23 protein-coding genes and 1 tRNA gene are annotated in these 24,893 nt (G+C 50.3%); 9 read left to right on the forward strand and 15 right to left on the reverse strand.

The window, feature by feature from the left end:
• Positions 1 to 3 precede the first annotated feature (3 nt).
• Positions 4 to 798 (reverse strand): class I SAM-dependent methyltransferase, encoded by a 795-nt coding sequence (locus tag MED297_RS21150; protein WP_008043679.1) that lies wholly within the window; start codon positions 796 to 798, stop codon positions 4 to 6.
• A gap of 123 nt (positions 799 to 921) precedes the next feature.
• Here MED297_RS21150 and MED297_RS07280 point away from each other — a divergent pair, with 123 nt between their 5' ends.
• On the forward strand, positions 922 to 2,631 hold the full coding sequence (locus MED297_RS07280) for a LysM peptidoglycan-binding domain-containing protein (RefSeq protein ID WP_008043680.1): 1,710 nt from the start codon (positions 922 to 924) through the stop codon (positions 2,629 to 2,631).
• Positions 2,632 to 2,700: 69 nt separating this feature from the next.
• Here the strand turns inward: MED297_RS07280 and sohB are convergent, their stop codons facing one another.
• Complete coding sequence (sohB, locus tag MED297_RS07285) at positions 2,701 to 3,705, reverse strand: protease SohB (protein WP_008043681.1); 1,005 nt, start codon at positions 3,703 to 3,705, stop codon at positions 2,701 to 2,703.
• 128 nt (positions 3,706 to 3,833) lie between these two features.
• Here sohB and MED297_RS07290 point away from each other — a divergent pair, with 128 nt between their 5' ends.
• A complete protein-coding gene (locus MED297_RS07290) occupies positions 3,834 to 4,145 on the forward strand; it encodes an SCP2 sterol-binding domain-containing protein (RefSeq protein WP_008043682.1) in 312 nt (103 codons plus the stop codon).
• Positions 4,146 to 4,213: 68 nt separating this feature from the next.
• On the opposite strand, the gene MED297_RS07295 is transcribed toward MED297_RS07290, so the two are convergent.
• A complete protein-coding gene (locus tag MED297_RS07295; RefSeq protein ID WP_154650865.1) occupies positions 4,214 to 5,854 on the reverse strand; it encodes a FimL-related protein in 1,641 nt (546 codons plus the stop codon).
• Between the two features lie 324 nt (positions 5,855 to 6,178).
• Between MED297_RS07295 and dusA the strand changes: the two genes are divergently transcribed.
• From dusA to MED297_RS07310, 3 genes are all read left to right on the forward strand, one after another.
• A complete protein-coding gene (gene dusA, locus MED297_RS07300) occupies positions 6,179 to 7,195 on the forward strand; it encodes a tRNA dihydrouridine(20/20a) synthase DusA (RefSeq protein WP_008043685.1) in 1,017 nt (338 codons plus the stop codon).
• 77 nt (positions 7,196 to 7,272) lie between these two features.
• Positions 7,273 to 8,196, forward strand: a complete 924-nt coding sequence (gene tal / locus MED297_RS07305; RefSeq protein WP_008043686.1) for a transaldolase — start codon at positions 7,273 to 7,275, stop codon at positions 8,194 to 8,196.
• Between the two features lie 122 nt (positions 8,197 to 8,318).
• Entirely contained in the window at positions 8,319 to 9,194 is an 876-nt protein-coding gene (locus MED297_RS07310) for a hypothetical protein (RefSeq protein ID WP_008043690.1), read from the forward strand.
• Positions 9,195 to 9,215: 21 nt separating this feature from the next.
• Here the strand turns inward: MED297_RS07310 and sthA are convergent, their stop codons facing one another.
• Genes sthA through MED297_RS07355 form a run of 9 tightly spaced genes read right to left on the reverse strand, consistent with a single transcriptional unit; the run spans position 9,216 to position 17,797 of the window.
• Entirely contained in the window at positions 9,216 to 10,610 is a 1,395-nt protein-coding gene (gene sthA / locus MED297_RS07315) for a Si-specific NAD(P)(+) transhydrogenase (protein WP_040556730.1), read from the reverse strand.
• Positions 10,611 to 10,648: 38 nt separating this feature from the next.
• Positions 10,649 to 10,882 carry a (Na+)-NQR maturation NqrM gene (nqrM, locus tag MED297_RS07320; RefSeq protein ID WP_008043692.1) on the reverse strand — a complete coding sequence of 78 codons (234 nt, stop codon included), beginning with the start codon at positions 10,880 to 10,882 and terminating at the stop codon, positions 10,649 to 10,651.
• Positions 10,883 to 10,924: 42 nt separating this feature from the next.
• Positions 10,925 to 11,959, reverse strand: coding sequence for an FAD:protein FMN transferase (locus MED297_RS07325; RefSeq protein ID WP_008043693.1), 1,035 nt, complete (start codon positions 11,957 to 11,959; stop codon positions 10,925 to 10,927).
• A 12-nt stretch (positions 11,960 to 11,971) separates the two neighbouring features.
• Positions 11,972 to 13,198 carry an NADH:ubiquinone reductase (Na(+)-transporting) subunit F gene (gene nqrF / locus MED297_RS07330; protein ID WP_008043695.1) on the reverse strand — a complete coding sequence of 409 codons (1,227 nt, stop codon included), beginning with the start codon at positions 13,196 to 13,198 and terminating at the stop codon, positions 11,972 to 11,974.
• A 21-nt stretch (positions 13,199 to 13,219) separates the two neighbouring features.
• Complete coding sequence (gene nqrE / locus MED297_RS07335; RefSeq protein ID WP_008043706.1) at positions 13,220 to 13,828, reverse strand: NADH:ubiquinone reductase (Na(+)-transporting) subunit E; 609 nt, start codon at positions 13,826 to 13,828, stop codon at positions 13,220 to 13,222.
• On the reverse strand, positions 13,828 to 14,487 hold the full coding sequence (locus MED297_RS07340; RefSeq protein ID WP_008043707.1) for an NADH:ubiquinone reductase (Na(+)-transporting) subunit D: 660 nt from the start codon (positions 14,485 to 14,487) through the stop codon (positions 13,828 to 13,830). Before MED297_RS07340 ends, nqrE begins: the two co-directional genes overlap by 1 nt.
• Before the next feature lies 1 nt (position 14,488).
• Positions 14,489 to 15,262, reverse strand: a complete 774-nt coding sequence (locus MED297_RS07345; protein WP_008043708.1) for a Na(+)-translocating NADH-quinone reductase subunit C — start codon at positions 15,260 to 15,262, stop codon at positions 14,489 to 14,491.
• Positions 15,255 to 16,457, reverse strand: a complete 1,203-nt coding sequence (locus MED297_RS07350; RefSeq protein ID WP_008043709.1) for an NADH:ubiquinone reductase (Na(+)-transporting) subunit B — start codon at positions 16,455 to 16,457, stop codon at positions 15,255 to 15,257. Before MED297_RS07350 ends, MED297_RS07345 begins: the two co-directional genes overlap by 8 nt.
• A gap of 2 nt (positions 16,458 to 16,459) precedes the next feature.
• Positions 16,460 to 17,797, reverse strand: a complete 1,338-nt coding sequence (locus MED297_RS07355) for a Na(+)-translocating NADH-quinone reductase subunit A (protein ID WP_008043712.1) — start codon at positions 17,795 to 17,797, stop codon at positions 16,460 to 16,462.
• 367 nt (positions 17,798 to 18,164) lie between these two features.
• Here MED297_RS07355 and mfd point away from each other — a divergent pair, with 367 nt between their 5' ends.
• Both mfd and MED297_RS07365 read left to right on the forward strand, forming a co-directional pair.
• Positions 18,165 to 21,620 carry a transcription-repair coupling factor gene (mfd, locus tag MED297_RS07360; RefSeq protein WP_008043714.1) on the forward strand — a complete coding sequence of 1,152 codons (3,456 nt, stop codon included), beginning with the start codon at positions 18,165 to 18,167 and terminating at the stop codon, positions 21,618 to 21,620.
• The gene (locus MED297_RS07365; RefSeq protein ID WP_008043715.1) at positions 21,617 to 22,480 is read left to right on the forward strand and encodes a CsiV family protein; all 864 of its coding nucleotides are present in this window, start codon (positions 21,617 to 21,619) and stop codon (positions 22,478 to 22,480) included. The genes mfd and MED297_RS07365 overlap by 4 nt, the downstream gene beginning before the upstream one ends.
• Before the next feature lie 49 nt (positions 22,481 to 22,529).
• On the opposite strand, the gene MED297_RS07370 is transcribed toward MED297_RS07365, so the two are convergent.
• Both MED297_RS07370 and MED297_RS07375 read right to left on the reverse strand, forming a co-directional pair.
• Positions 22,530 to 23,279 (reverse strand): S-methyl-5'-thioinosine phosphorylase, encoded by a 750-nt coding sequence (locus tag MED297_RS07370; RefSeq protein ID WP_008043716.1) that lies wholly within the window; start codon positions 23,277 to 23,279, stop codon positions 22,530 to 22,532.
• A 63-nt stretch (positions 23,280 to 23,342) separates the two neighbouring features.
• Positions 23,343 to 23,419, reverse strand: a tRNA-Arg gene (locus MED297_RS07375).
• A gap of 124 nt (positions 23,420 to 23,543) precedes the next feature.
• On the opposite strand from MED297_RS07375, the gene MED297_RS21155 reads away from it, so the two are divergent.
• Positions 23,544 to 24,089, forward strand: a complete 546-nt coding sequence (locus tag MED297_RS21155) for a YecA/YgfB family protein (RefSeq protein ID WP_008043717.1) — start codon at positions 23,544 to 23,546, stop codon at positions 24,087 to 24,089.
• A 27-nt stretch (positions 24,090 to 24,116) separates the two neighbouring features.
• On the opposite strand, the gene MED297_RS07385 is transcribed toward MED297_RS21155, so the two are convergent.
• Positions 24,117 to 24,419: a BolA family protein gene (locus tag MED297_RS07385; RefSeq protein ID WP_008043721.1), complete on the reverse strand. Its 303-nt coding sequence runs from the start codon at positions 24,417 to 24,419 to the stop codon at positions 24,117 to 24,119.
• A gap of 122 nt (positions 24,420 to 24,541) precedes the next feature.
• Here MED297_RS07385 and MED297_RS22290 point away from each other — a divergent pair.
• Positions 24,542 to 24,893, forward strand: a 352-nt coding sequence (locus MED297_RS22290; protein WP_008043722.1) for a hypothetical protein, incomplete at its 3' end; no start/stop codon positions are given.

The following is a 24,893-nucleotide window of genomic DNA, read 5'->3' on the forward strand; positions in this document are numbered from 1 at the left end:
TCGTTACTTATGCCTGACTTTTGAGTTAATGGAGACGACAGGCTCAAGAAAGCCGCGTTTTACTCGTTTTTCTGCGGCTGGCAGCCGACCTAAAACCTGCTTATACCCGACAAGCAGGTAAACAGCGCCGGTAAAAGGTAACAGTCGCCGCTGGACACGCCCTCCGAAATTTAAGCGCTGAAGCCATGATGGACGTCGATACGGAGGGTAAAACAGATGTTTTTCATGCCGCTCGAGCTCAAAATCAAGCAGATGCATCCAATCTTCCACTCGTCCACTGCGTAAAAACCGGGAGTGCCAGATTCCTGCGCCTTCCCCGCGCCCCTGTATGAGAGCCCGGAGCCCCCACAGACTGTATGGATTGAACCCCAGAACAATCAACACACCTCCAGGCTTCAGTGCAATAGCGCCTTCACGAATGACTTGATACGGGTTTTCACAGATATCGAGGGTATGGTGCATCAGCAACATGTCGATGCTTTCGGGCTCAAACGGCAGGTTTTCGGGTTTTGCGCAAATAACCGGGCACGGGGCCCGGTTTTCCAGCTGAGAAACCAGGGTCCCAGCGCCAAAAAGCCGTTTTTCGAACAAGGGTTCATGTGCCCCGCTGTCCAACTGCACCATCATCGAACCGAATCGTCCGGAAATGGCTCTTGAGATCAGGTCGACCTCAGCGGCCAGCAGTTCCTGACCGACGCTGGTTCGGTACCATTGAGACAAAGCGGCTTCCTGCAACCGGGTCTCTACCGGCCCCTGCCGATAGACCTGTTTGAAACGTTGCCCAAGTCGTTTAACCAAAACACTTTCCGTTATTAGGTAAATTTGGCAGTTATCTGCCCTTGTTTCCTTGCTACCCTGCGGTGACAAAAATAGAATTATCGCCCAACTGAATAGACGTCACAATTCTTCTGCTGCCAAGACATGAAAATAATACAAAGATTTACGCCTCTGACGGCGCTATGCCTGCTCTCTGCATGCCAACTGATTCCTCTACAGCCCTCAGAACAAGCGAACTCTGAGGCGGCTCAACCATCCAAGACGGTTGCCCAACAGGAACAAACCTCTGCGCCCGATCTGACCACTGACCCCAAAAATGACGCCCTGGCGCAAAACCTGAACTTACTCAGAGCCCAGGAACTTTACCGAAACACAATTGCTGCCAAGCAACATTGGTTTCAGCCGCTCGATCTGACCCGTCCAGACCCTTATGACAAGTATCCGGATGATTTGTATCAGGTTCTTAGACGCAACTTCACCTTTGATCTGACCATCGAAGATCGGCGGGTCATGCAGCAGCTGCGTTGGTATGCCTCCCATCAAAGCTACATCAACCGTGTCAGTGACCGAGCATCTCGGTACCTTTACCACATTGTCCAGGAACTGGACGCCCGAAATATGCCAATGGATCTGGCCTTGTTACCGATTGTTGAAAGCGCATTCGATCCATTCGCATATTCCCATGGCAGCGCGTCCGGCATGTGGCAGTTTATTCCTTCAACCGGCCGCATGTACGGTCTGAAGCAAAACTGGTGGTATGACGGCCGAAGAGACGTTTTAGAGTCGACTCGCGCTGCTCTGGATTACCTTGACCAGCTAAACCGTATGTTCGACGGTGACTGGTTATTGGCCCTGGCTTCATACAACTCAGGACCGGGTACCGTATTGAAAGCACAACGCCGCAACCGGGCGGCAGGCAAGCCCACCGATTTCTGGAACCTGGACCTTCCAACAGAGACTGAGGCTTACGTACCTAAGATGTTTGCCTTGGCCAAACTGTTCCATTCTCCAGACGAATACGGCATCGAGCTGCCTATCGTACCAAATGAGCCGTTTTTTGATGTGGTTCGTACCGGCGGTCAAATCGATCTGGCTCAGGCCGCTTCGTTGGCCGATATGAGCCTGTCTGACCTTTACCTGCTCAACCCGGGCTTCAATCGATGGGCAACAGATCCTGACGGTCCACACCATCTGTTAGTGCATGTCGGAAAAGGTGAACTATTTGAGCAACGCATTGCACAACTGCCGGTTGATCAGCGTTTAACCTGGAAGCGCTATGCGATTGAACCGGGTGATTCTCTGCTCAGTATTGCCAGACGTTTTGAGGTGACCGTCGATGTCGTCAAGGACGTTAACAATATTCGTGGCAACCTGATTCGAGCTGGTGACACCTTGCTGATCCCCGTTGCCAGCCGCAGTGACAATGCTTATGCCCTGTCCGCGGATAACCGCTTGAGAGTAAAGCAAAACGCGCTGGCGGGTTCAGATAAGAACCGCGTGGACTATACCGTACAATCTGGCGACACCTTCTGGGACCTGTCACGAAAGTTCAATGTCAGTGTTCAATCGCTTGCTAAATGGAACAACATGGCCCCCAAGGATGTGCTGCGACCCGGCCAGACTCTGGTCATCTGGTCTGATGAGCCGGTTTCAGTAACAACGGCGAGTCTTGATAACCGCTCTGTCGTGCGCAAGGTTGGCTATGTTGTCCGCGAAGGCGATTCTCTTTACCGAATTGCCAACAAGTTCAATCTGAGAATCAGTGATATTCAGAAGTGGAACACGCTCTCGCAGAAATATCTGCAACCGGGCGATCGCCTGACGCTCTACGTTGACGTCACACGGATGCAGTAACCAAACAAAAAAGAGCGCGTAATTACGCGCTCTTTCTGACTGGATAACTGCATTAAGGCCGATTTGTCATCAAGGCAGACGACGCTGCCATAATCGGTTTTCAACCACAGCCATAATCGCGGCCGATGCACCCTTGATCCGCTGTTCTAACGATTTATGAGGCTGCCAACGTACACGATAAACATCTGTCGATTCACACAGCGACATCAAATAACTGTCACTGGTCATCAACTCATCAACCAGTTTTCTTTGCAGTGCATCTTCTGCTAACCAGAAATCGCCTTCTGACACATCGTCAATATTCAGTTCTTCCCGATGTAGTTTTACCAAGGCTTTGAAGCGTTGATGAATCGCGTTCAGATCGTCAACGTGTTTCTGCTTACCTTCTTCGGTATTCTCGCCCATAAAGGTAATGGGTGCCTTGTGTTTGCCTGCGGTCAAAACATCGACATCCACATCGAACCGTTTCAAAAACCGATGGATATTCGGCACCTGAGACAGCACACCAATGGACCCGACAATACTGAACGGTGCAGCGAGAATACGATCAGCGACGCACGCCATCATATAGCCGCCACTTGCCGCAACCTGATCGACACAGGCCGTCAACTTGAGTCCTTTGTCTTTTAACCGCAACAACTGCGATGCTGCCAATCCATAGCCGGAAACCGAGCCTCCAGGGCTCTCAATGGTGATAATGACTTCTTCGCCTTCCTTTGCCGTGGTAAGAATGGCCGTTACTTCTTGACGTAATGCCTCTACCTGGCTGGCTTGTATGTCGCCTTTGAACTTCAGCGCATACGCCTTCGGTCGATCAGATTCGACTTTGTCCAGTTTCTTTTGCTCTTCCTTCACGGACTTCAGCGTCTTTTTAAACCCTTTCTTACTAAGAGTTTCCTGCTGCATTCGCAGTCGAACGGCATCCAAAGCCCGATTAAGCCTGGCTATGACCAGCTTACCGCGGGCAGGTTCATGGCCTTCTTTCGCTGATCGAATCACAATCATCAAGACCAATACGACCACGACCAAAACGGTTATGGCTTTAAGTAAGAATAGGAAATAATCTGCCCACAAAATGGAGTCTCCTTCGTTTTATACGTCTGTTTCAAACAATTGTTTGATTTTTATGAAAAGCTCACTCTACAATGCCGAGAAGCATCAACTGGTGTCAATACGAATACTCTGCCACAGGAGCACTTAGAATGAGCAATATTGCGGAAGCTTTTACAAAAATAGAATCACGCTTCAATGCGTCAGCAGCGGCCGGTCTTGATGTCGTTTTCCAGTTCTCGGTTGATGACGATGCCCACCACCTGATCGTTAAAGATGGCTCTTGCGAACTGGTGGCCGGTGAACACTCCGACCCAACTGTCACATTGATCATGGATGAACAGACATTTGCCGAAATCGTCGCAGGCGACATCAATGGCATGCAAGCCTTTATGGCTGGTCGGTTGAGAACCGAAGGCGACATGATGTTAGCCACTCGCTTGTCCGACCTGTTCAACCTGTAAGGGTTTAACAAGCCTCCATTAAAAAGCCGAAGCATTTTTGCTTCGGCTTTTTTTTGCCATAATGGTCTTCAGACATGAAGATTATTCAACGAATGCAAAGCCAATTTGAGTATATCCAGATTCTCATTATTGCTGAGCAGGCCTTCCAGGTAGAACTCTAAACTGGATAACGCATCCGCTAACAGCTCCAACTGGGATGAATCAATCAAGGTGCCCTTCTCCAACAGCTCCCGCTCAACGAATACAATGGTTCGAGCCAAAATAGAGGAAGCCTGTTCGCTGTTTAAAAACACCAAAGCACCTCGCACACCATGCAGTGTCGGTATCACATTGGAGAGATGAAGTTTGTCTCCATTTGAATCCATATAGGCGGAAATGGCTCGCTTCGCCAGAGCCAGCCCGTTCTCAGACTCATCAATAAGCACCACCCGGGCTTCATGGACCTGAGCTTTAAACGCCTTGTTATCCCCTTCCTGATCCAGCTGAGACTGACCTTGAAGCAGCCGGGATAAGGCGCTTTCGGCGTAAAGCACCACGTCTGCAATCTTCAGTAACTCTTCTTGAGAAGGGGCTGCATTGTCCGCCCAGCGACCGACTTTATCGGCCTGGATCTTTAATACATTGGCCGGGCTCTGAAGGCCCAGCATCACGTAGACGTCAGATACTTTTGCGAGACGCTGGTGTAAATCTTTGGCCGAAAAAGCACCGCCTCTCGCCACCTGATCCACAGAATCTTTAATCGCACTGATGTCTTCTTTTAACGCTTCAGCGACGCTGGTCAATACACCTCGACCCGGGCTGAACAATACCTGCCGCTGCTCATTCAGTGTACTTTCACTATAACTCAACGTCGGCAACTGGAAAAAACGGGTAACCTGACGGGCTCTCAAACTGTCGCTGTTATTAATCGTCAACAGGTAGAGGAACTCTTTCGTCAGCGCAATGCTGGACGGTTGTTTCAAGGATTCCGGAGCTTTCTGAATCAGTGACCGTAACTCGCGGTCCAGCTGAGAAAACAGCTTTTTCCTCGCTGGGGTCATAGCAGCATCATTGTGAACCATGGCTTCTAACGTTGCAGCAGCAACCCACCATAGCGGCGCACAAGGCGCATTGCCCAATAGCTGGTCGATTCGACTTAACGCCAAGCCCATATAACGCACCGCACCTGCGGTCCGGTCACCCCGGATAAGATGCAACAGACCAGCCTGATACATATGCCTGAATTTTTTTAAACGGACCAATGTTTCCCGGGTAATACGGACAGGTTTACCGCCAGGTGGCTTGCCGGGTTTAAAACTGAACTCAAAAAAATGCGCCTCGCCCAAAGCCGGGGCTTTTCTTGCGACCCTTAATGAGTTGATTGCTGGTAACAACACTGAAGGCACCGCTTTTTGCTGCAAGGTGATCAGTTCCAAAAATCGATTCAGTATGACCAGTGTCTGACTGGCAGCTTCCAGAATTCGAGTGCGTGATTCAGCATCATCGGTTATCGCGTTTAACGCCGCGTTCATTTCATCGCAAACACTGACCGCACCTGGCTCTTCCAACACCTGAAAGATACCGCGAAGTTGCCGGACATAATCCAGAACCTGCTCAAGTTCGTTAAGATCTCCGGAGTTCTCGCTGAACCCCTCAAGGGCAGTCTGTGCCTGCTGGATGGTTGCTTCCAGCTCGCCTTTAATCGCGTCGGCAGAAAATAGTGCACTCATGAATTTATCAACCTCAATCACCCTTGGAGCATGTTCGGTATGGTCAACCGGCTTGAATCAACGGAGATTTTTAACCTCGTTGATGTAAAACTGCTTAGCAAACATAAATTTAGAGACCACTGTGAAAGGAATCTCTTAAGCGTCTCAAAATACTGGCATTAGCCGAGCGTGTCTAGTTTTACGGGTGATTGTACCGGTTTCAAGCGCTGGGTGTGAGGCTCGTCACTATTTTGACGTTGGCAATCCGCTTTCTGGCAACCAAACGCCACTTTCATGCGTCGGTTAAACCCGTATAATCCGCGCGTTTAATAACCAGATGTTGCCATGAACCAAGCGTATCCCCACAAGTTTCAAGTTGCACCAATGATGGACTGGACCACGAGCGAATGTCGTCAGTTCCACCGCTTGTTGACTCGTCAAGCCCTGCTTTACACGGAAATGGTGACAACGGGTGCCTTAATCCACGGCAACGCAGGCCGCTTTCTGCGCTATGACACCGAAGAGCACCCCATCGCCCTGCAACTCGGTGGTCACGATGCAGACGAGCTCGCTCACTGTACAAAAATGGCCGAGGAGCATGGCTATGATCAAGTCAACCTGAACGCCGGATGCCCCAGTGATCGCGTCCAGAATGGCATGATCGGTGCCATCCTGATGGCTCATGCCGACAAGGTAACGGACGCCTTGAAAGCTATGCAGGATCGGGTAAACATCCCTGTCACACTAAAACATCGTATCGGTATCGACGATTACGACAGCTATGAGTTTCTCCGGGATTTTGTCGGCCAGGTTAGCCTATCCGGGTGTGACACCTTCATTGTACACGCGCGGAAAGCCATCCTTTCTGGCCTGTCCCCGAAAGAAAACCGGGAGATTCCACCGCTCGATTACGATCGCGTCATTCGGCTCAAACAGGATTTCCCAAACCTGAACATCGTTATCAATGGTGGAATAAAATCTCACCAGGAAGCTCAGGCACTAATTAATCGTGGACTGGACGGTGTTATGCTGGGTCGGGAAGCCTATCAGAACCCCCTCATCCTCTCAGAAGTTGACCACATTTATTATGGTCATGAGAATCCAAATGCCGATATTGAAACATTGAATGCTCGCATCACAGACTGGGTCGAACAAAAAGTGGAGACGGGTGTTCCACTGAAGTTCCTTGCCAAGCATACACTCGGCCTCTATGCAGGACATCCGGGATCAAAACAGTTTCGTCGGATGCTAAGCGAAAACATGACCAAACCCGATGCAAATGCACAGCTTTACCGGGATGCGTTGGCTAAAATACAACCACGCGCCCTGTTCAACGATTCGGTCGAGTACCAAACGGTCTGACTGCGATAAGCGCTTGCAAGTCAGCGCCAGTTGGCTAAACTTGACCGATCAGTCAACTCACAAAAAATGGATCTGTTATGAATCAGCTGGAACAACTTAAAAAAATAACAAAGGTCGTGGCCGATACCGGTGAGCTCGCCGCCATTGAGACATTTAAGCCACAAGATGCAACGACCAACCCGTCCCTCATTCTGAAAGCGATCCAGAGTGGCCAGTATGATCACCTGTTAGAAGAGTTCAGCCCAGCAACGACCGACGTTGAGGACTTCATCGACAAGTTGGGCGTGGAAATCGGTGACACGATTCTCAAACTGGTCCCAGGCTATGTATCCACCGAAGTCAATGCCCGGCTTTCTTTTGATACCGAACAAACCCTGGCCAAAGCACGCAAGCTGATTGAGCTTTACGAAGCTAAAGGCCATAGCCGGGATAGAATTCTGATTAAAATTGCCAGCACCTGGGAAGGCATCCAGGCCGCGCGCGTGCTGGAAAAAGAAGGCATTCACTGTAACCTGACTCTATTGTTTTGCATGGAACAAGCCCAGGCGTGCGCCGATGCAAACGTGACATTAATATCGCCTTTTGTTGGTCGCATTCTCGACTGGTATAAAAAAGAAACCGGTGAGACCTATACCGGAGAAACCGACCCAGGCGTCGTCAGCGTTCGTGAAATCTATCAGCGCTACAAGACCCACGGCTATCAAACCATTGTTATGGGTGCCAGCTTCCGCAACAAAGATGAGATCTTAGCCTTGGCTGGCTGTGACCGATTAACGATATCGCCTGCACTGCTGACCGAGCTGGCAGAGAGCGACGATACGGTTAAACCAGCACTGAGCATGCCTGCAGAGGTACTACCACCACGAGCTGAAATCTCGGAAAGCGAGTTCAGACTGGGATTGAATCAGAATGCGATGGCAACCGAAAAACTTGCCGAAGGCATTCGGAACTTCATTGCCGATCATGATAAGTTGGTGCAGTTGCTAAAAAACCGTACCTGATTCACTCGTTAAGACTCAGGCCGGCCGGTCCGGCCTGTTTACACCCTTCCGAAACGACCCTCTCATCTTGAAAAACCGCTCCGATACCCTTTACTATGGCCTCAAAAGATAACGGTATAATAATGAGTGATTTAATATTCGACCGATTTGAAAAGCTTCGCAACTCAATGACCACGTTTGCCCGTTCCGTTGAGAACGACAATCGACCGATCTGGTTGGCCGACTGGCATACCGAACCCGCGTTTGGGCTTGAACCCGTTCTTACAGACCTCTGGTATCACGAAGACCAAGATGGACGAGAGACTCGGCTGTATCCAGGTATTGTCAGTCTTAATCATGAGCAAGTGACCTTCGCTAACGAAATCAATCGTTTGAAAGATGAGTTTCGCGCAGAAGTGACGCGAATTAAAGAGAAGGACAGCCATCAATGGCGTGACATTCAAGGCAAGCTGGCCCGCCGATACCAACGCGTCAATGAGCAGTTACAGCGTGAAGGTTTGAACCGACTTCACTTGAAGCAACTGTTTCGGCACATTCCGTTGATTGTACAACGTCCGGAAAAGGTCGGGTTCAGTTGGTATACCTCAGGCCGCTCCATCAAAAAAATCACTCGCAACGAGGCGTACGATTTGTTGTGCAAACTGAACACCGACGCCACCCACATCAAAATTCAATTGGAGCGACTAGCCGGCATTCCGGAACAGGAACCGCTGGCGAGAGTTCAGACTCAGGCCCCGGTTTTACGCGCAAACATGGTGTTTCCAGATAAAAAAAGGCGGTCTATGAACGTGTCCTTACCGATCATGTTCCCGGGCGAAGGCCGGGCAGCGCTGCCGGACTTCAATGTTCCGCTGCCAACCCCGCCGGCGGAGCGAACACGATTAGTTCGCTCGGATAACCGCATCGACGACGAACCGTTTTTACCGTCGGTCCGCGTTCATCGATATACTCAAAAACCAAGCTTTAACCCTTTCTCATCTCTGAAGCCGCGTCAGTAACTCATTGAAAGGAAGCCCGAGTTAAAAAATCCGGTTCAGTCCGTTTAATGCTGCAACCCGATAGGCTTCGGCCATGGTTGGGTAGTTGAAGGTATGTTCCAGGAAATATCGAATCGAGTTCCCCTCGCCCTTCTGAGACATGATAGCCTGCCCGATGTGTAAAATCTCAGCAGCCTGGTCGCCAAAACAATGAATGCCCAACAGCTCCGTGGTTTCGCGATGGAATAGCAGTTTAAGGACCCCGGCTTCTTCCCCGGTAATTTGTGCTCGCGCTGTGTCTTTGAAGTAGGCTTTACCGACTTCATAGGGCACTTTGGCTGCTGTCAGCTCACGCTCGGTTTTGCCAACTGAAGATATTTCGGGAATGGTATAAATACCGGTTGGGATGTCATTAATTTTCCGATAGGTGCCGTTTTCTGAAATCACACCGGACACTGAACGACCCTGATCGTAAGCGGCACTGGCGAGACTCGGCCAACCAATAACATCACCGGCCGCGTAAATATGCTCGACGCCGGTTTCATAGCGTTCATTGACTTCCAACTGTCCCCGCCCATTGGCTTTTAACTCAACAGCGTCCAGGTTCAACTGATCCGTATTACCGGTGCGTCCGTTGGCCCACATAAAGGCTTCACACTTAATGCGTTTGCCTGACTCCAATGTCAGAACAACGTGATCATCAGCGCCTTCAACCGACACAAACGATTCGTTGTGGCGGATTAACACCCCATTGCCACGCAGGTGATAACTCAGGGCATCTGAAATCTCATCGTCCATAAAGGCCAACAAACGCTCACCTGGGTTGATGAGATCAACCTTGGCCCCAAGACCGTTAAAAATGGACGCGTATTCACAACCAATGACACCGGCACCATAAATAACGATGTTTCGAGGTGTATGGTTTAACGTCAGGATGGTATCTGAATCAAAAATCCGAGGGTGGGAAAAATCAATTTCCGGGGGGCGATACGGACGGGATCCGGTGGCGATGACAATGTCTTTTGCTGTCAGAACTTCAGACTGACCATCCGGCAGGTCCAACTGAACTTCGTGAGGCTGAATGAATTTCGCCGTTCCGAAGAACAGATCGACCCGATTGCGAGCATAAAACCTTGCACGCATCGCTATCTGTTTATCGATTACCTTCTGTGCCGTTTCCCGAACTTGAGAGTAAGACAACCACTTCTGCTCTGATACATAACGGAACATCGGGTTCCGGTTATATTGCATAACCTGATGAACCGCATGGCGCAACGCCTTCGATGGAATAGTCCCCTGGTGAGTACAGTTACCTCCGACCTTGGGACGGGTATCAACGACAGCAACTTTCAGCCCTGCTTTAGTCCCATTCATCGCGGCGCTTTCACCCGCCGGCCCACTTCCGATAACTAATAAGTCGTATGCGTACTCAGCCATGAACCCTCTTTTTGTCTCTCTCTTATTAATAAATCAGCTTACTTGTTCGATGCATCGTAAGCCAGATCCGATGCTGAGACTTTAGTATCGACATCGGACTCTTTATCACACTTGCTCTTATCGCCGCCGCAGACATCACATTCGGATTCCATACCGATCGCCGCCATTCCGCCACAGGACCCAGAGATGGGTTTACGACCAAAGGCAACTCCGACGGCCATAATCGCAACAACCACTAACATAAATGCAAACACGACTAAAAAGGTCGACATAGCGTCCTCCTTTCATTTGTTTAAGTAACACCCGACGCCAGATTACAGAGCCGGGGCGTTTCCGAACAATGCCGTAAAACGGCTGGATTGTTCAGTTTTAAATCCATCGGCCTCACGATAGATAATATAGACAGCGATGTTCAACGCTTCCGCTTTCTGCAGTGCCTGTGCGCGACCCATAACATTGAATGCGGTCGCATAAGCATCGGCGGCCATACAACTGTCCATTACCACGGTCACCGACGCCAGATCGTGATCGATCGGATAACCCGTCTCAGGATCAATAGTATGGCTGTATCGTTGGCCGTCAACCTCGATGTAATTTCGATAATCACCACTGGTTGCAACCGCATGTCCGCGCATTTCCAGCAGTCTGAACGGCGCTCGCTCCATTGGATCCGGCTTTTCTATCGCGATTCGCCAAGCGTCACCATTCGGCTTTTGACCGGAAAACCGCATCTCTCCACCGACTTCAACTAAAAAGTCAGAATACCCTTTCGCTTCAAGGTACTGAGCCACCTGATCTACCGCATAGCCCTTGGCAATAGCCGATAGATCAAGGGTTCGGTCCGCCAGCTTCACTAATGACTGTTCGGAGGCATCAATCCCGACCTCCTGATAACCGACATTTTCAAGTTCAGCGGCGATAGCGTCTCCAGAGGGTAGCGCCGACTGTCGAGCCGTTGGGCCAAATCCCCACAAGTCAACCAATGGCGCAATAGTTGGGTCAAAGGCGCCGTCCGTTTCCCGGGCGACATTCAACGCTTGTTGAACAACGGTGATGGTTTTTTCATCCACCTGTAGCGACTCACCCACTGGAAGCTCCGCAAAACGAGACAGATCTGACCTAGGAAGATAAGTTGACATGCGCTGATTGATGTCAGACAGCACACCTTCAACACCTATCTGCAAACCGCGGGCTTCGCTGAGCGTCGACACCAGCTTGATGGAATAGCTCGTGCCCATAGCATAGCCAGAAAACGTCTGAACGTCAGTCTGCTCATAAAAACGACAGCCCGACAACAGTACTGCAATGATGCAGCACTGTATGACGGGCTTTAACCAATTTCGTATCATCGGTGAGGCTGTTTATCCGCCAAAGTCATCCAGAAGAATGTTTTCAGGCTCTACACCCAGATCTTCCAGCATCTTAATAACGGCAGCATTCATCATTGGAGGACCACACATATAAAACTCACAATCCTCTGGAGCTTCATGGTCTTTCAAATAGTTGTCATACAGCACGTTATGGATGAAGCCGGTATAGCCTTCCCAGTTATCTTCCGGTAGCGGATCAGACAACGCCAGATGCCATTCAAAATTGTCGTTTTCTTCAGCCAGCTTGTCGTACTCATCCTGATAGAAGGCTTCACGCAAAGATCGAGCGCCGTACCAGAAGCTGATCTTACGCTTCGACCCCAATCGCTTGAGCTGGTCAAAGATGTGAGAACGCATGGGAGCCATACCAGCACCGCCACCAATAAAGACCATTTCAGCATCGGTATCCTTCGCGAAAAACTCACCGAAAGGACCATAAACATCGATGGTATCACCGGGTTTCAGGCTGAATACATAAGATGACATCTGGCCCGGTGGTAAGTCCGTTCCCGGCGGTGGCGTCGCGATCCGGATGTTGAACTTAACAAGACCCTTCTCTTCTGGATAGTTAGCCATCGAATAGGCTCGGGTCACGGTTTCGTTGACTTTCGAGCGGTACTGCCAGACGTTAAACTTATCCCAATCTGAGTGATATTCTTTATCGATATCAAAGTCTTTGTAATGCACTTCATGCGGTGGGCATTCTAACTGGACGTAACCACCCGCACGGAAGTCAACATTCTCTCCTTCCGGCAATTTTAATGTCAGCTCTTTAATGAAAGTGGCGACATTCGGGTTCGACTCAACAGTACAGGTCCATTTCTTAACACCGAAGAACTCTGGATCAACTTCGATTTTCATGTCCTGCTTTACCGCAACCTGACAAGCCAAGCGCCAGCCTTCACGAAGCTCACCTCGGGTGAAATGCGGTTCTTCGGTTGGCAATGCTGAACCGCCGCCATCCAAAACCTTACATTTACACTGGGCACAGGTACCACCACCACCGCAGGCCGATGACAGAAACACACCGTTATTCGCAAGCGTTTGAAGCAGTTTACCGCCGGCAGCCGTGGTAATGGTTTTGTCGGAGTCCTCATTGACCTCAATGGCCACGTCTCCGCTGTTTACCAGTTTGGCACGGGCCGACAGAATGACGCCAACCAGTGCCAGGACGATGACTGTAAACAGTACAACGCCCAGGATAATTTCAGTACTCATATTCTGTTCTTCCTTACCTGATTACAGAGAGACGCCGGAAAAGGACATGAACCCCAACGACATCAGACCCACGGTAACGAAGGTGATGCCCAGGCCTTCCAGACCTTTAGGGATATCGCTGTACTTCAGTTTTTCACGGATGCCTGCCAACGCGACAATGGCCAAAGCCCAGCCCACGCCAGCACCAACGCCGTAAACCACACTTTCGCTGAAGTTGTAGTCTCGCTCAACCATGAACAAAGAGGCGCCCAGAATGGCGCAGTTCACAGTGATGAGAGGCAAGAAAACACCCAATGCGTTGTATAGCGCAGGGAAATAGCGGTCCAGCGTCATTTCCAGAATCTGTACCATGGCTGCGATAACGCCGATATAGCTCAGGTAGCCCAGAAAGCTCAGATTGGCTTCCGGAAACCCAGCCCATGCCAGTGCACCATCGCGCAGAACATAGGTATACAGCAGGTTATTGACCGGCACTGTCACCACCTGAACGACGATTACCGCAATGCCAAGACCAATTGCAGCAGGGATTCTTTTGGAGATCGCCAAAAAGGTACACATCCCCAAGAAGAAGGCCAAGGCCATGTTTTCAACAAAGACGGCCCGGATGAATAAACTGATCAAGCCTTCCATTACATGGCCTCCTTATTGATGTTTTTGGCAATTTTGTATTCCGGCTCTTCCACCTGTTCTTTCTGGAAGGTTCGGAGCAACCAAATAAACCCGGCGATAATGAAGAAAGCACTTGGTGGCAACAACAACAGACCATTCGGTATGTACCACCCTCCATCGTTAACCAATGGCAGAATTTCGATACCAAACAGCTTACCAGCCCCTAACAGTTCTCGAATGACGGCAACAAAGAGCAATACCACGCTGTAACCCAGGCCATTACCAACACCATCCATAAAACTTGGAATCGGAGGATTTGACATGGCATACGCTTCGGCACGACCCATAACGATACAGTTGGTAATGATCAGGCCGACAAAGACCGAAAGCTGCTTTGAAATATCAAATGCATAGGCTTTCAGAATCTGGTCAACCACAATCACCAGTGAGGCAATAATCGTCATTTGAACAATAATTCGAATGTTTCCGGGAATGTAGTTCCGGATCATCGAAATAAACAAGTTCGAAAAGGCCGTAACCGACGTCAGCGCGATACACATCACCAGGGTGACGTTCATACTGGTGGTGACCGCCAGTGCAGAACAGATCCCCAGAATCTGCAAAGCAATCGGATTGTTTTTAAAGATTGGATTCAACAGGACTTTGCGAGTTTCAGACATATCAGGCGTCTCCTGCTTTCAGGTTTTGGATAAACGGACGGAATCCCATATCACCCATCCAGAATTTGACCAGATTATCGACCCCATTGGTGGTCAATGTTGCACCGGACAGACCATCAATTTCATACGGGTCTTGCGGATCAGCCTGGCCACCTTTGGTCACGGTAATTTCGACATCACCTGACTCGTCATAGACTTTCTTACCCGGCCACTGAGACTTCCACTTCGGGTTGTCAACTTCGCCGCCCAGTCCTGGAGTTTCAGCGTGAGAATAGAAACCGAGACCCACCACCGTGTTCAGATCTTCCTCCAGAGCGATGAAGCCCCACAGTGTAGACCACAGACCATAGCCACGGATGGGTAGAATCAGGGTTTGCAGATCGCCTTCACCGCCTCGAACCAGATACACCTCGGTATAGGTTTCGCGACGCTTGATGCTGGCAATGTCATCAGACGTTCCCAGAGTTTGAGTAATAGTCGGGTCTGAAGCGGCCTTAACCGGATCAAAAGACTCGACATCGTACTCATCTGAAAACTCGCCGGTTTCAATATTAATCAGTCGGGTTTCGACCTGTTCAAACAGTTCTTCGACCGTCTTACCCTCTTCCATCAGCCCTGCAGCCGCGAGGATATTCCGTTTAAAGTCCTGCTCTTTGTTCTTCACCTGAATCGGTCGCAGCACAACAGCCGCCGTAGAAACAATGATTGCGCACACCAGACAAACGGCAAACGCAACGGTGAAAATATAGGAAATGGAGTCCTTATTTTTAGCCACGAGCTAACCTCCGCTTAACGTTGCGCTGTACAACAAAATAATCGATGGTTGGAGCAAACAGGTTCGCAAACAGAATTGCCAACATAATGCCTTCAGGGAAGGCTGGATTGACGACCCGAATTAATACCGTCATGACACCAACCAATGCCCCGAACCAAATTTTACCGGTCTCAGTCATTGACGCCGACACCGGGTCGGTGGCCATGAACATCATACCGAAGGCAAAACCACCCACGACCAGATGCCAGTACCATGGCAGCGCAAACATCGGGTTTGTATCCGATCCGATGGCATTAAACAGGAGTGTTGTGCCAATTAAGCCCAGCATCACACCCAACACGATACGCCACTGAACAATGCCCATAAACATGAGCACAAAACCACCAAAGAGAATCATCAACGTGGAAACTTCACCAACGGAACCCTGCTGAATACCAAGGAACGCATCCAACCAGGTCAGATTACCCAGCATGCCTTCTTTCAGACCGTCACTGAATGCAACACTCAATGCGGTGGCTCCGGAAAACCCATCGACAGCTGTCCAGACAGCATCGCCTGACATTGAAGCAGGATAGGCAAAGTACAGAAAAGCTCGCCCTGTCAAAGCCGGGTTGAGGAAGTTTTTACCGGTGCCGCCAAAGACTTCTTTGCCGACCACGATGCCGAACGAAATACCCAGAGCGACGGCCCACAACGGAATAGTCGGTGGACAAATCAAGGCAAACAGTACAGAAGAAACGAAAAAGCCTTCGTTCACTTCATGACCACGAACGGCAGCAAAAAGCACTTCCCAAAAGCCACCAACGGCAAAAGTCACCGCATAAATCGGCAGGAAATACACAGCGCCATAAATGAAATTATCCCAGATACTGGCCGGGTTGTTCCCTGCCAGCCAGCCGATAATCACCTCGCGCCAGCCATCGGCCATCACACCGGTTCCGGCTGCAATGGCAGTGTTCGCCTGAAAACCGAGGTTCCACATACCCCAGAACATGGCCGGAAAAGTGAACACCCAAACCATTCCCATAATGCGCTTCAGGTCCATTGCATCACGAACATGAGACGTTGTATGGGTGAATTTCTTATCTTTGTACAAGCCCGTATCTACGGCTTCATAAAGCGCGTACCACTTTTCGTACTTACCGCCCTTTTCAAACTCAGGCGCAATCTTATCCAGAAAAGCTCGTAAACCCATGATTAGCCCTCCGCCTCTATTTTGGTCAGATTGTTCCGCAGAATCGGACCGTACTCATACTTGCCGGCACACACATAAGTGCACAGGGCCAAATCTTCTTCATCCAGCTCCAATGCACCTAACTGTTCTGCCGATTCGATATCCCCGACAGCCAGCGCACGCAGCAACTGCGTCGGCAAGATATCCAGAGGCATAACCCGCTCAAACTGCCCGACGGGCATCATGGCTCGCTCAGAGCCGTTTTGAGTGGTTGAGAAATTGAACTTTTTACCTTTCAGGAACTTACCCAGGTAAATGTTCAAAACAGAGAAGTTATCAGGCCCCAAGCGCAGCCAGTGAATTAACGGACGACGATGGTCGTTTTCGAGCACGGTGATCTGAGTGTGGAAACGGCCCAGATAGTCAGTTTCGGGTAAACCACCCCGACCGCCAAACACAGACCCGGACACCAGACGATTATCACCGTCTTTCAGTTCGTCCTGAGCCAACTCGACCAAAGAAGCACCAACCTGAGTTTTGACCAGTCGAGGCTCTTTAACCTGCGGTCCGGCCAATGCCACAACGCGCGAGACATCCAACTCACCGGTCAGGAAGAGATTTGCCATCGCAATGACGTCTTGATAACCGATGGTCCAGACCGTTTTACTCGCCGAAACCGGTTCAAGAAAATGAATATGAGTACCCGGGTTGCCGGCAGGGTGTACACCGGCAAACTCTTCAACTGAAATGCCATCAGCTGTAGGCACGGAGGCACCCGGTGCTTTCGCCAGCCAGACTTTGCCATCGGTCAGCTTAGTCAGCATCGACAGCCCCAGTTTAAAGGCATCAGCCTGTTCGGCGATGATCACTGTCGGGTCAGCGGCGACAGGATTTGTATCGATCGCTTGCACAAAAATCGCTGCCGGCTTACTTCCGATGGCCGGAGCTTTCGAGAAAGGACGCGTACGGAATGCAGTCCAGAAACCTGACTCGACAAGCTGTTCGGTGATTGCTTCAGCGCCCAGACTGCTCAGCTCTTGTTCAGAATACTTCTTGAACTGAACCGACTCATCGCCCTTCAGCTCAATCACTAATGACTGGAAGACCCGGCGTTTGCCGCGATTAATCTGCGTGACCACACCAGCAGCAGGAGCTGTATAGACCACACCTTCATTTTTCTTGTCAGAAAAAACCGGCTGGCCTTTCTTTACGGTATCGCCCTCTCGAACCAACATTGTTGGTTTCATACCATGGTAATCGTACCCGATTAAAGCCACCGAGTTGACCGGCCGGCCATCCGAAATTTCCTGACGCGGAGCGCCAGCCATCGGAAGGTCAAGCCCTTTTTTGATGGTTATCATATTATTTGTATCCGTTGACTTATCTGAGCTCTTATCCGGCGTTTCCGCAGGGCCCGCTCAGTTTTTGGTCAAATTTATTTCAGGCGACCCCGGACCTGACCATGATCTAGCCAGGAGCGACACACCCCCCAAAAAATCGTGCAATAGTATAAAGATCAACAGTTTAGATGGCTACTGAGAAGTCGGGTCCCGTATCCGACTTTCGACCAATAACCGGAAAAAAATCGCCAACACAAGTGTAGACACATTTACAGTGACCTCAAATAGTGGTCCAAACTGGGACCGGAACGCGCTGTGACGATGATTTCTGAAGCATACTGCTCTATCATGCGCTGCCTGAATGAGCCACCCAATACTGAACATACGAATGACATACCTGAATTTCTCGCTTCCGGATAAGGCTGGCGATATCCGCACAATTTCCGGGCTCAGCGGCTCAGCAGACGCTCTGGCACTTGCTGAAATCATGACTCAACACCAGCAAACCGTTCTTTGCATTGTTGACTCTCCCAATCAGCTTGAACGCTTATCGACCGATTTAGACGCCTACCGAGGTCAGGCCGATTGGCAGGTCATGGCATTCCCAGATTGGGAAACGCTGCCCTACGATAATTTTTCTCCACACGAAGACATCATTTCAGAGCGTTTGGCCGTCCTAAAAGCGCTGGAACAACGCCCATACGCCATTGTTCTGACCACCGCGGCTAACCTCAGTCACCGCCTCCCTCCAGTCAGCGAAATTCAAGGCGGCGCCTTTCAATGGCAAGTTGGTGATCCACTGAACCTGGATCAACAGCGGGAAAAATTAAACAAAGCCGGGTACAGAGCTACGGATACGGTTTTCGAACATGGGGAATTTGCGGTACGTGGCGCTTTGCTCGACGTCTATCCCATGGGATCTGAGCTTCCGGTTCGAATCGAATTATTTGATGACGAAATTGAATCGATTCGCTGGTTCGATCCGGAAACGCAACGCACCAGCGAAAAAACCCACGCCATCGAGCTGCTTCCGGGCCGGGAAGTGCCCCTGAATGAAAACGGGATTAACCGCTTTCGCCAGAACTTCCGAGAACGATTTGATACGGATTTCACCAAAAGCACGGTGTATCAGGAAGTCAGTGATGGCATCCCCAGTCCCGGCGTCGAGTACTATCTGCCGCTGTTTTACGACAATACCGCCAGTTTGTTTGACTACCTCCCAGAGCAGACACTCACGGTCACTTTTGACGCCCTCAGCGAGACCATCGACCGCTATTGGGAGGAAGTCAGCAGCCGTTATGAAAACCGTCGGCACGATATTCAGAACCCGATATTAAAGCCGGATGAGTTATTCCTGCGTAAAGAGGAGTTTTTCTCACGCCTCGGACAGTTCCAACGAATCGTTCTTTCAGGAAAAAACAGTGAACAGCTTACCGGCGAACAACCCCAGGCACTCACGACACCACAGTCTTACCCGGTTGACCATCGAGCTCAGGAGCCACTGAATGCCCTTGAATGCTTTCTGAAGGAAACCAACCATCGAGTCCTTTTCTGTGCCGAATCTGCCGGTCGTCGTGAAGCTCTGAAAGAGCTGTTAGCAAGAATTCGCATCACTCCCACGCCTTGCGCAGACATTGGCCAGTTTTTAAACACTTCAGATATTGCCCTTGGCTTGACCGTAGCGCCTCTGTCCAACGGTTTGGTGCTGGACAGCGCCAGAATCACACTGATCAGTGAGGCGCAGCTGTTTGGCGAGTACGTTGCGCAACAGAGACGGCGGCGTAAAACTGAAACGGACTCCGATGATCAGGTCATTAAAAGCCTGACCGAGTTGCATCCTGGCACACCAGTGGTTCACCTGGATCACGGGATCGGTCGATATCGCGGTCTCGAGACGCTTGACGTTGATGGCCACACTCAGGAGTTCCTGAAACTGGAATACGCTGAAGGCAGCAATCTTTATGTTCCGGTTTCTAACCTACATTTAATCAGCCGCTATTCCGGCGCCGATGTTGACTACGCTCCGATACATAAGCTGGGCAACGACCGTTGGGCGCGCACCAAACGCAAAGCCGCCGAGAAGATCCGGGACACCGCCGCTGAGCTGCTGGATATCTATGCTCGTCGGGAAGCGCAATCCGGATTCGGATTCCCATTTGACTCGACTGAATATCAGCAGTTCGCTGCAGGGTTCGGTTTTGAAGAAACGGATGATCAGGCGCAGGCAATTCGCAAAGTCCTGAACGATCTTCGCCAACCGCGGCCCATGGACCGCCTGATCTGCGGTGATGTTGGCTTCGGCAAAACCGAGGTAGCCCTGAGAGCGGCGTTCATTGCTGCATCCTCTGGCAAGCAGGTTGCCGTGCTGGTACCAACCACCCTGCTCGCGCAGCAACATTTTGAGAACTTTCAGGATCGGTTCGCAGACTGGCCCATCAACATCGAGGTATTAAGTCGGTTCAACAGCAGTAAGAAAACCCAATCTATCATCGATGGGCTTGCTGATGGCAAGGTCGATATTGTGGTTGGTACTCATAAGTTGCTGCAGAAGTCCGTCAAATTCAAAGACCTGGGACTCCTGATTGTCGATGAGGAGCACCGCTTTGGCGTGGGACAGAAGGAAACCATCAAAGCCCTGCGTGCTAACGTCGACATTCTGGCTCTTACAGCGACCCCCATACCGCGAACAATGAACATGTCCATGTCCGGTGTTCGTGATCTGAGCATTATTGCCACCCCCCCGGCCAAGCGTCTGTCCGTAAAAACCTTTGTTCGCGAAAAGGACGACGCACTGATCAAAGAAGCCGTACTACGGGAAATCCTTCGTGGTGGACAGGTGTATTACCTGCATAACGAAGTGAGTACGATCGAAAAAACACAGGCGTTCCTGACCGAACTCATCCCTGAAGCCCGCGTGGTCGTAGCCCATGGGCAGATGCCGGAACGCCAGCTGGAGCGCATTATGAGTGATTTCTACCATAAGCGTTTCAACGTTTTGCTGTGCACCACCATTATTGAAACCGGAATCGACGTCCCCAGCGCGAACACCATCGTCATCGAACGAGCAGACAAGTTTGGCCTCGCCCAACTGCACCAGCTACGCGGTCGTGTAGGCCGGTCTCATCACCAAGCCTACGCCTATCTGTTGACTCCGGGCTGGAAGAGCCTGACCAAAGATGCCCAGAAACGCCTGGAAGCCATTGCGGATTCCCAGCATCTGGGTGCCGGTTTCACGCTGGCGACCCACGATTTAGAAATCCGCGGAGCCGGTGAGCTGCTAGGAGATGAACAAAGCGGACACATTGAAGGTATCGGCTTTTCGCTGTATCTGGACTTGTTGAACAAAGCCGTCGACGCCCTGAAGAAGGGTGAGACCCTGTCACTCGAGGATCTCGAAGCTCAAGGGCCTGATGTTAACTTACGCATTCCCGCCATCATTCCGGATGAATACATACATGATATCAATACCCGGCTAACCCTTTATAAACGCATTGCCAGTGTTCAATCCGACGACGCCATGCGTGAACTGCAAGTGGAAATGATTGATCGTTTCGGGCTATTACCGGACGCCGTTAAGAACCTGTGCCGGCAAACGCTGTTGCGACTGAAACTAGCCCCCTTGGGTATCGACCGCGTTGATATGAACGGGCAATATGGAACCATTGATTTTGGCCGGAATACAACGGTCGATCCGGTTAGAATTGTCATGCTGGTTCAATCTGAACCTCATAAGTTCAGCCTGAACAAAGGCACGCAGTTGAAATTTACAATACAAACAGAGACAGCCGACCAACGTTTTGCCACCATAGACCGGATATTAGAGAGAATTACAGACTCAAAATGAAATCAAAATTGATCCCCACCCCGATTTTGACCCTAGCTTTGCTCTGTCTGCCGTTGACGAGCATGGCAGAAGACGCAGACGATGAGCGTTGGTTCCAGGTTGAAGTGCTCATTTTTGAAAACCCGGCAATGGAAGTCGACAATCCGGAGCAATGGCCAACCTTTCCAAACATCAGCCACCCGACCGAATATCTGCGCCTGACCGGCACTCAGGACATTATTACGGAAAACTCAGAAACAGACCTGTCACCGGAAGAGCTCGATTCGACCCCGGAAGAAACCATCGAGAGAGATGCGCCAGTCTCCCGAAGCGGACTTGATGCGTTCGCAGCCTTGTCAGAAATTGAGCGACAACTCAACGAAGAACGGCAGACACTGGAGGACACTCGAGGTTTTCGGGTTCTGTTCCATGAAGCCTGGAATCAACCAGTGCCTGGACGGGACAATGTGGTCCCCATTCGAATTGATGCGGGTGAACGGTTTGGACGTCAAGCGGAGCTTCAGGGATACATCAGTCTGTATGTCGAACGCTATCTTCATTTTTCAACAGACCTGCACCTGATTCGATACGAAGAGACGGAGAACCCGTTCAACGTCGTTCTGCGCAGTGGCGATGCCAATCGGCAAACACCATCCACAGGCGCCCTTCAGGCTCCGACATCGACCCTTCAGTTTTCTGATTTATTTGCTCAGCCCCTGCAAAGCAATAATCAGATTACCCGTAAAGCTGATCAGTACTATGTCAGTACTCAAAGTGCGCAGCTGAAAGAAAGTCGCCGTATGAGGTCAAAACAGGTTCATTATCTGGATAACCCAGAGTTTGGGTTACTGATTCTGATCACCCCTATTGAACTGCAGTAATATCAGCATCCGGTGACGAAGCGACTCAGCGTCGCTTCGTCCGGCAATCTCAGGCGTAAAAATCTTTGACCATGGCATCAATAATTTTCCGTACCCGAACAATCCCGGTACTGAGATTTTCATCGATCTGACGAATCGTAATCGCTCCAGAGCTTTTACCCGCCGCCGGATTAACAACCAAAGACAAACTGGCATAGTTTAACTTCAGCTCACGTGCCAAACTGGCTTCTGGCATACCCGTCATACCAACAATATCACAGCCATCATTTTCCATTCGGAAGATTTCTGCTGCGGTCTCCAGTCTGGGGCCCTGAGTTACCCCATAGACGCCACCATTAATCACCTTTTCACCAGCAGTGCTTGCGCCACGCGCGATCAACTCACGCATGCTGTCACTGTATGGGTATGAGAAATCAATGTGCGACACCGGAGCATAATCGCCATCATAAATGGTACCTTCACGCCCGAAGGTATAGTCGATGATTTGCTGAGGAATCACCAAGGTTCCGGCTTTCATGTTTCGAGAAATACCACCGACGGCATTTACAGCCAGAATATCGGTCGCATAAAGCTTCTGTAACGCCCAAAGGTTGGCTCGGTAGTTCACGAGATGAGGCGGAATTCGATGCGGATGCCCATGCCGGGCAATGAACAATACGCGCTGACCGTACATTTCGCCTTCCAATACCGGAGCAGAGGGTGCTCCAAAAGGCGTTTGTTCATCGTGCGCTTTCATGATGGTCAGACCCGGAAGTTCCGTCAGACCCGTACCTCCGATGATCGCCAAAGTACCTGACATATTGACTCCTTATTTTATTATGGTTACTGAGTCCGGACATCCGTTTCAACGACCGGGGAAAAATGGTGTCCCCAGCAGGAATCGAACCTGCAACCTACGGCTTAGGAGGCCATTGCGCTATCCAGTTGTGCCATGGGGACAAAAGAACTGAAGCTCGGATTGTAACGAGCCGTCCAGAGGTTGAAAAGACCAAACTGGTCGCGAAACACCGCCCGTTAGAGATATACTTCGCCACTTAAATGGTTGATAAAGAATCGATACAGCATGAGCACTTTTGATCTCGATACACTGGCAGATTGGCTGGAAAATGATTTACGTGCCGAAGACTGCATGGATATACACATGCTGCACGGTCTTTTGACCGCCCTTTTCATCTGTGGCGAGCCATTATCCGATGAATGGCTGGCCTCAGCGATCGATCAACCCCTGACAGACCTTCCTGAAGATGAAGCAGTGGCGTTCGCCAACGGTTGCGTCGAACTGTATAACCTGATTGGCGAAGAACTCTACTCAGATTCCGATATTTCACTGACCTGGGAACCCACAACAGACTGGCAGGAATCGGACATGCAGGCATGGTGTCAGGGCTTTATGGAGGTGGTACTCCAACAGCCCGAAGCATTTGAACATGCAAACGAGGAACAACTGAGTATTTTAATGCTGCCCATTGAAGCGGCCTCAGGATTCTTTGAAGATGAGGACGACTTCAAACAGTTGTATCGTCAATCCAAGCTGTTGAAACAGATGTTCAATGACATTCCAGAGCTGTTAACGGATCTTTATCTGCTTTTCCATGCTCCGGGAAAGTAACCGATACTCAAGGTTTCGGTTAAAGGGTCATAAGCCGTTTCCGCCACGGCAATTTGGTGACTCTGGCGCCTCACCCTGCCATTCATCCGGGGTATATAAATGCAGAGCCAGGGCATGAACTGGCCCGGCCAGCTCATCTTTGAGCAAGCCATAAACACTTTGATGTCGTTTCACCGCTCGCATGCCACGAAACTGTTCGGAGACCAGCGTCACTTTAAAATGGGTTTCACTGTTGGCAGGCACAGAGTGCCGATGACTTTCATTTTCGACGACCAGAAGAGCGGGTTCCAGTGCTGAAAGTTTCTGTTCGATGTCATTTTGTACTGCCATTTAATCATCCAAATCGAGTAAACTAGCGCCCAATTTTAGAGCCTGATCCGATTCTTTGCATCCATTCGCAGGTAAAGATCGGTTCAGAACAACCCCTTCACCTAACGCTAACAGAGGTCGACATGTCGAATCGCGCACAGGAAATCATCAAAGCTTTTTATGAAGAAGAAGCAAAACGACAAGAAAGTGAAGTCACGTTTACCGACTATACCGTGCGCTTGAACACCTCAGATATTGCCATGCTGGAAGTTATTGCCAAACGCTTCGGCAAAGCGGCCGAGCGAATTGCATCAGAGGCCGTGTCTGCAGCCGTATACTCAATGGTTGAAGCGCTGGAAACCAGTGAACGCAAGACCATGGCAAAGGAGGCAGATGACCTGAATGAAACGCTCGCAAAAAAGGCAGCAAAGGCCAATGGCAAGCCTGAGTTCGATGAGAAGTCCGTTACCTGGGTCATGAATGATCGCGCGATTA

It is taken from the genome of Reinekea blandensis MED297 (assembly GCF_000153185.1).
Lineage (GTDB): Bacteria > Pseudomonadota > Gammaproteobacteria > Pseudomonadales > Natronospirillaceae > Reinekea > Reinekea blandensis.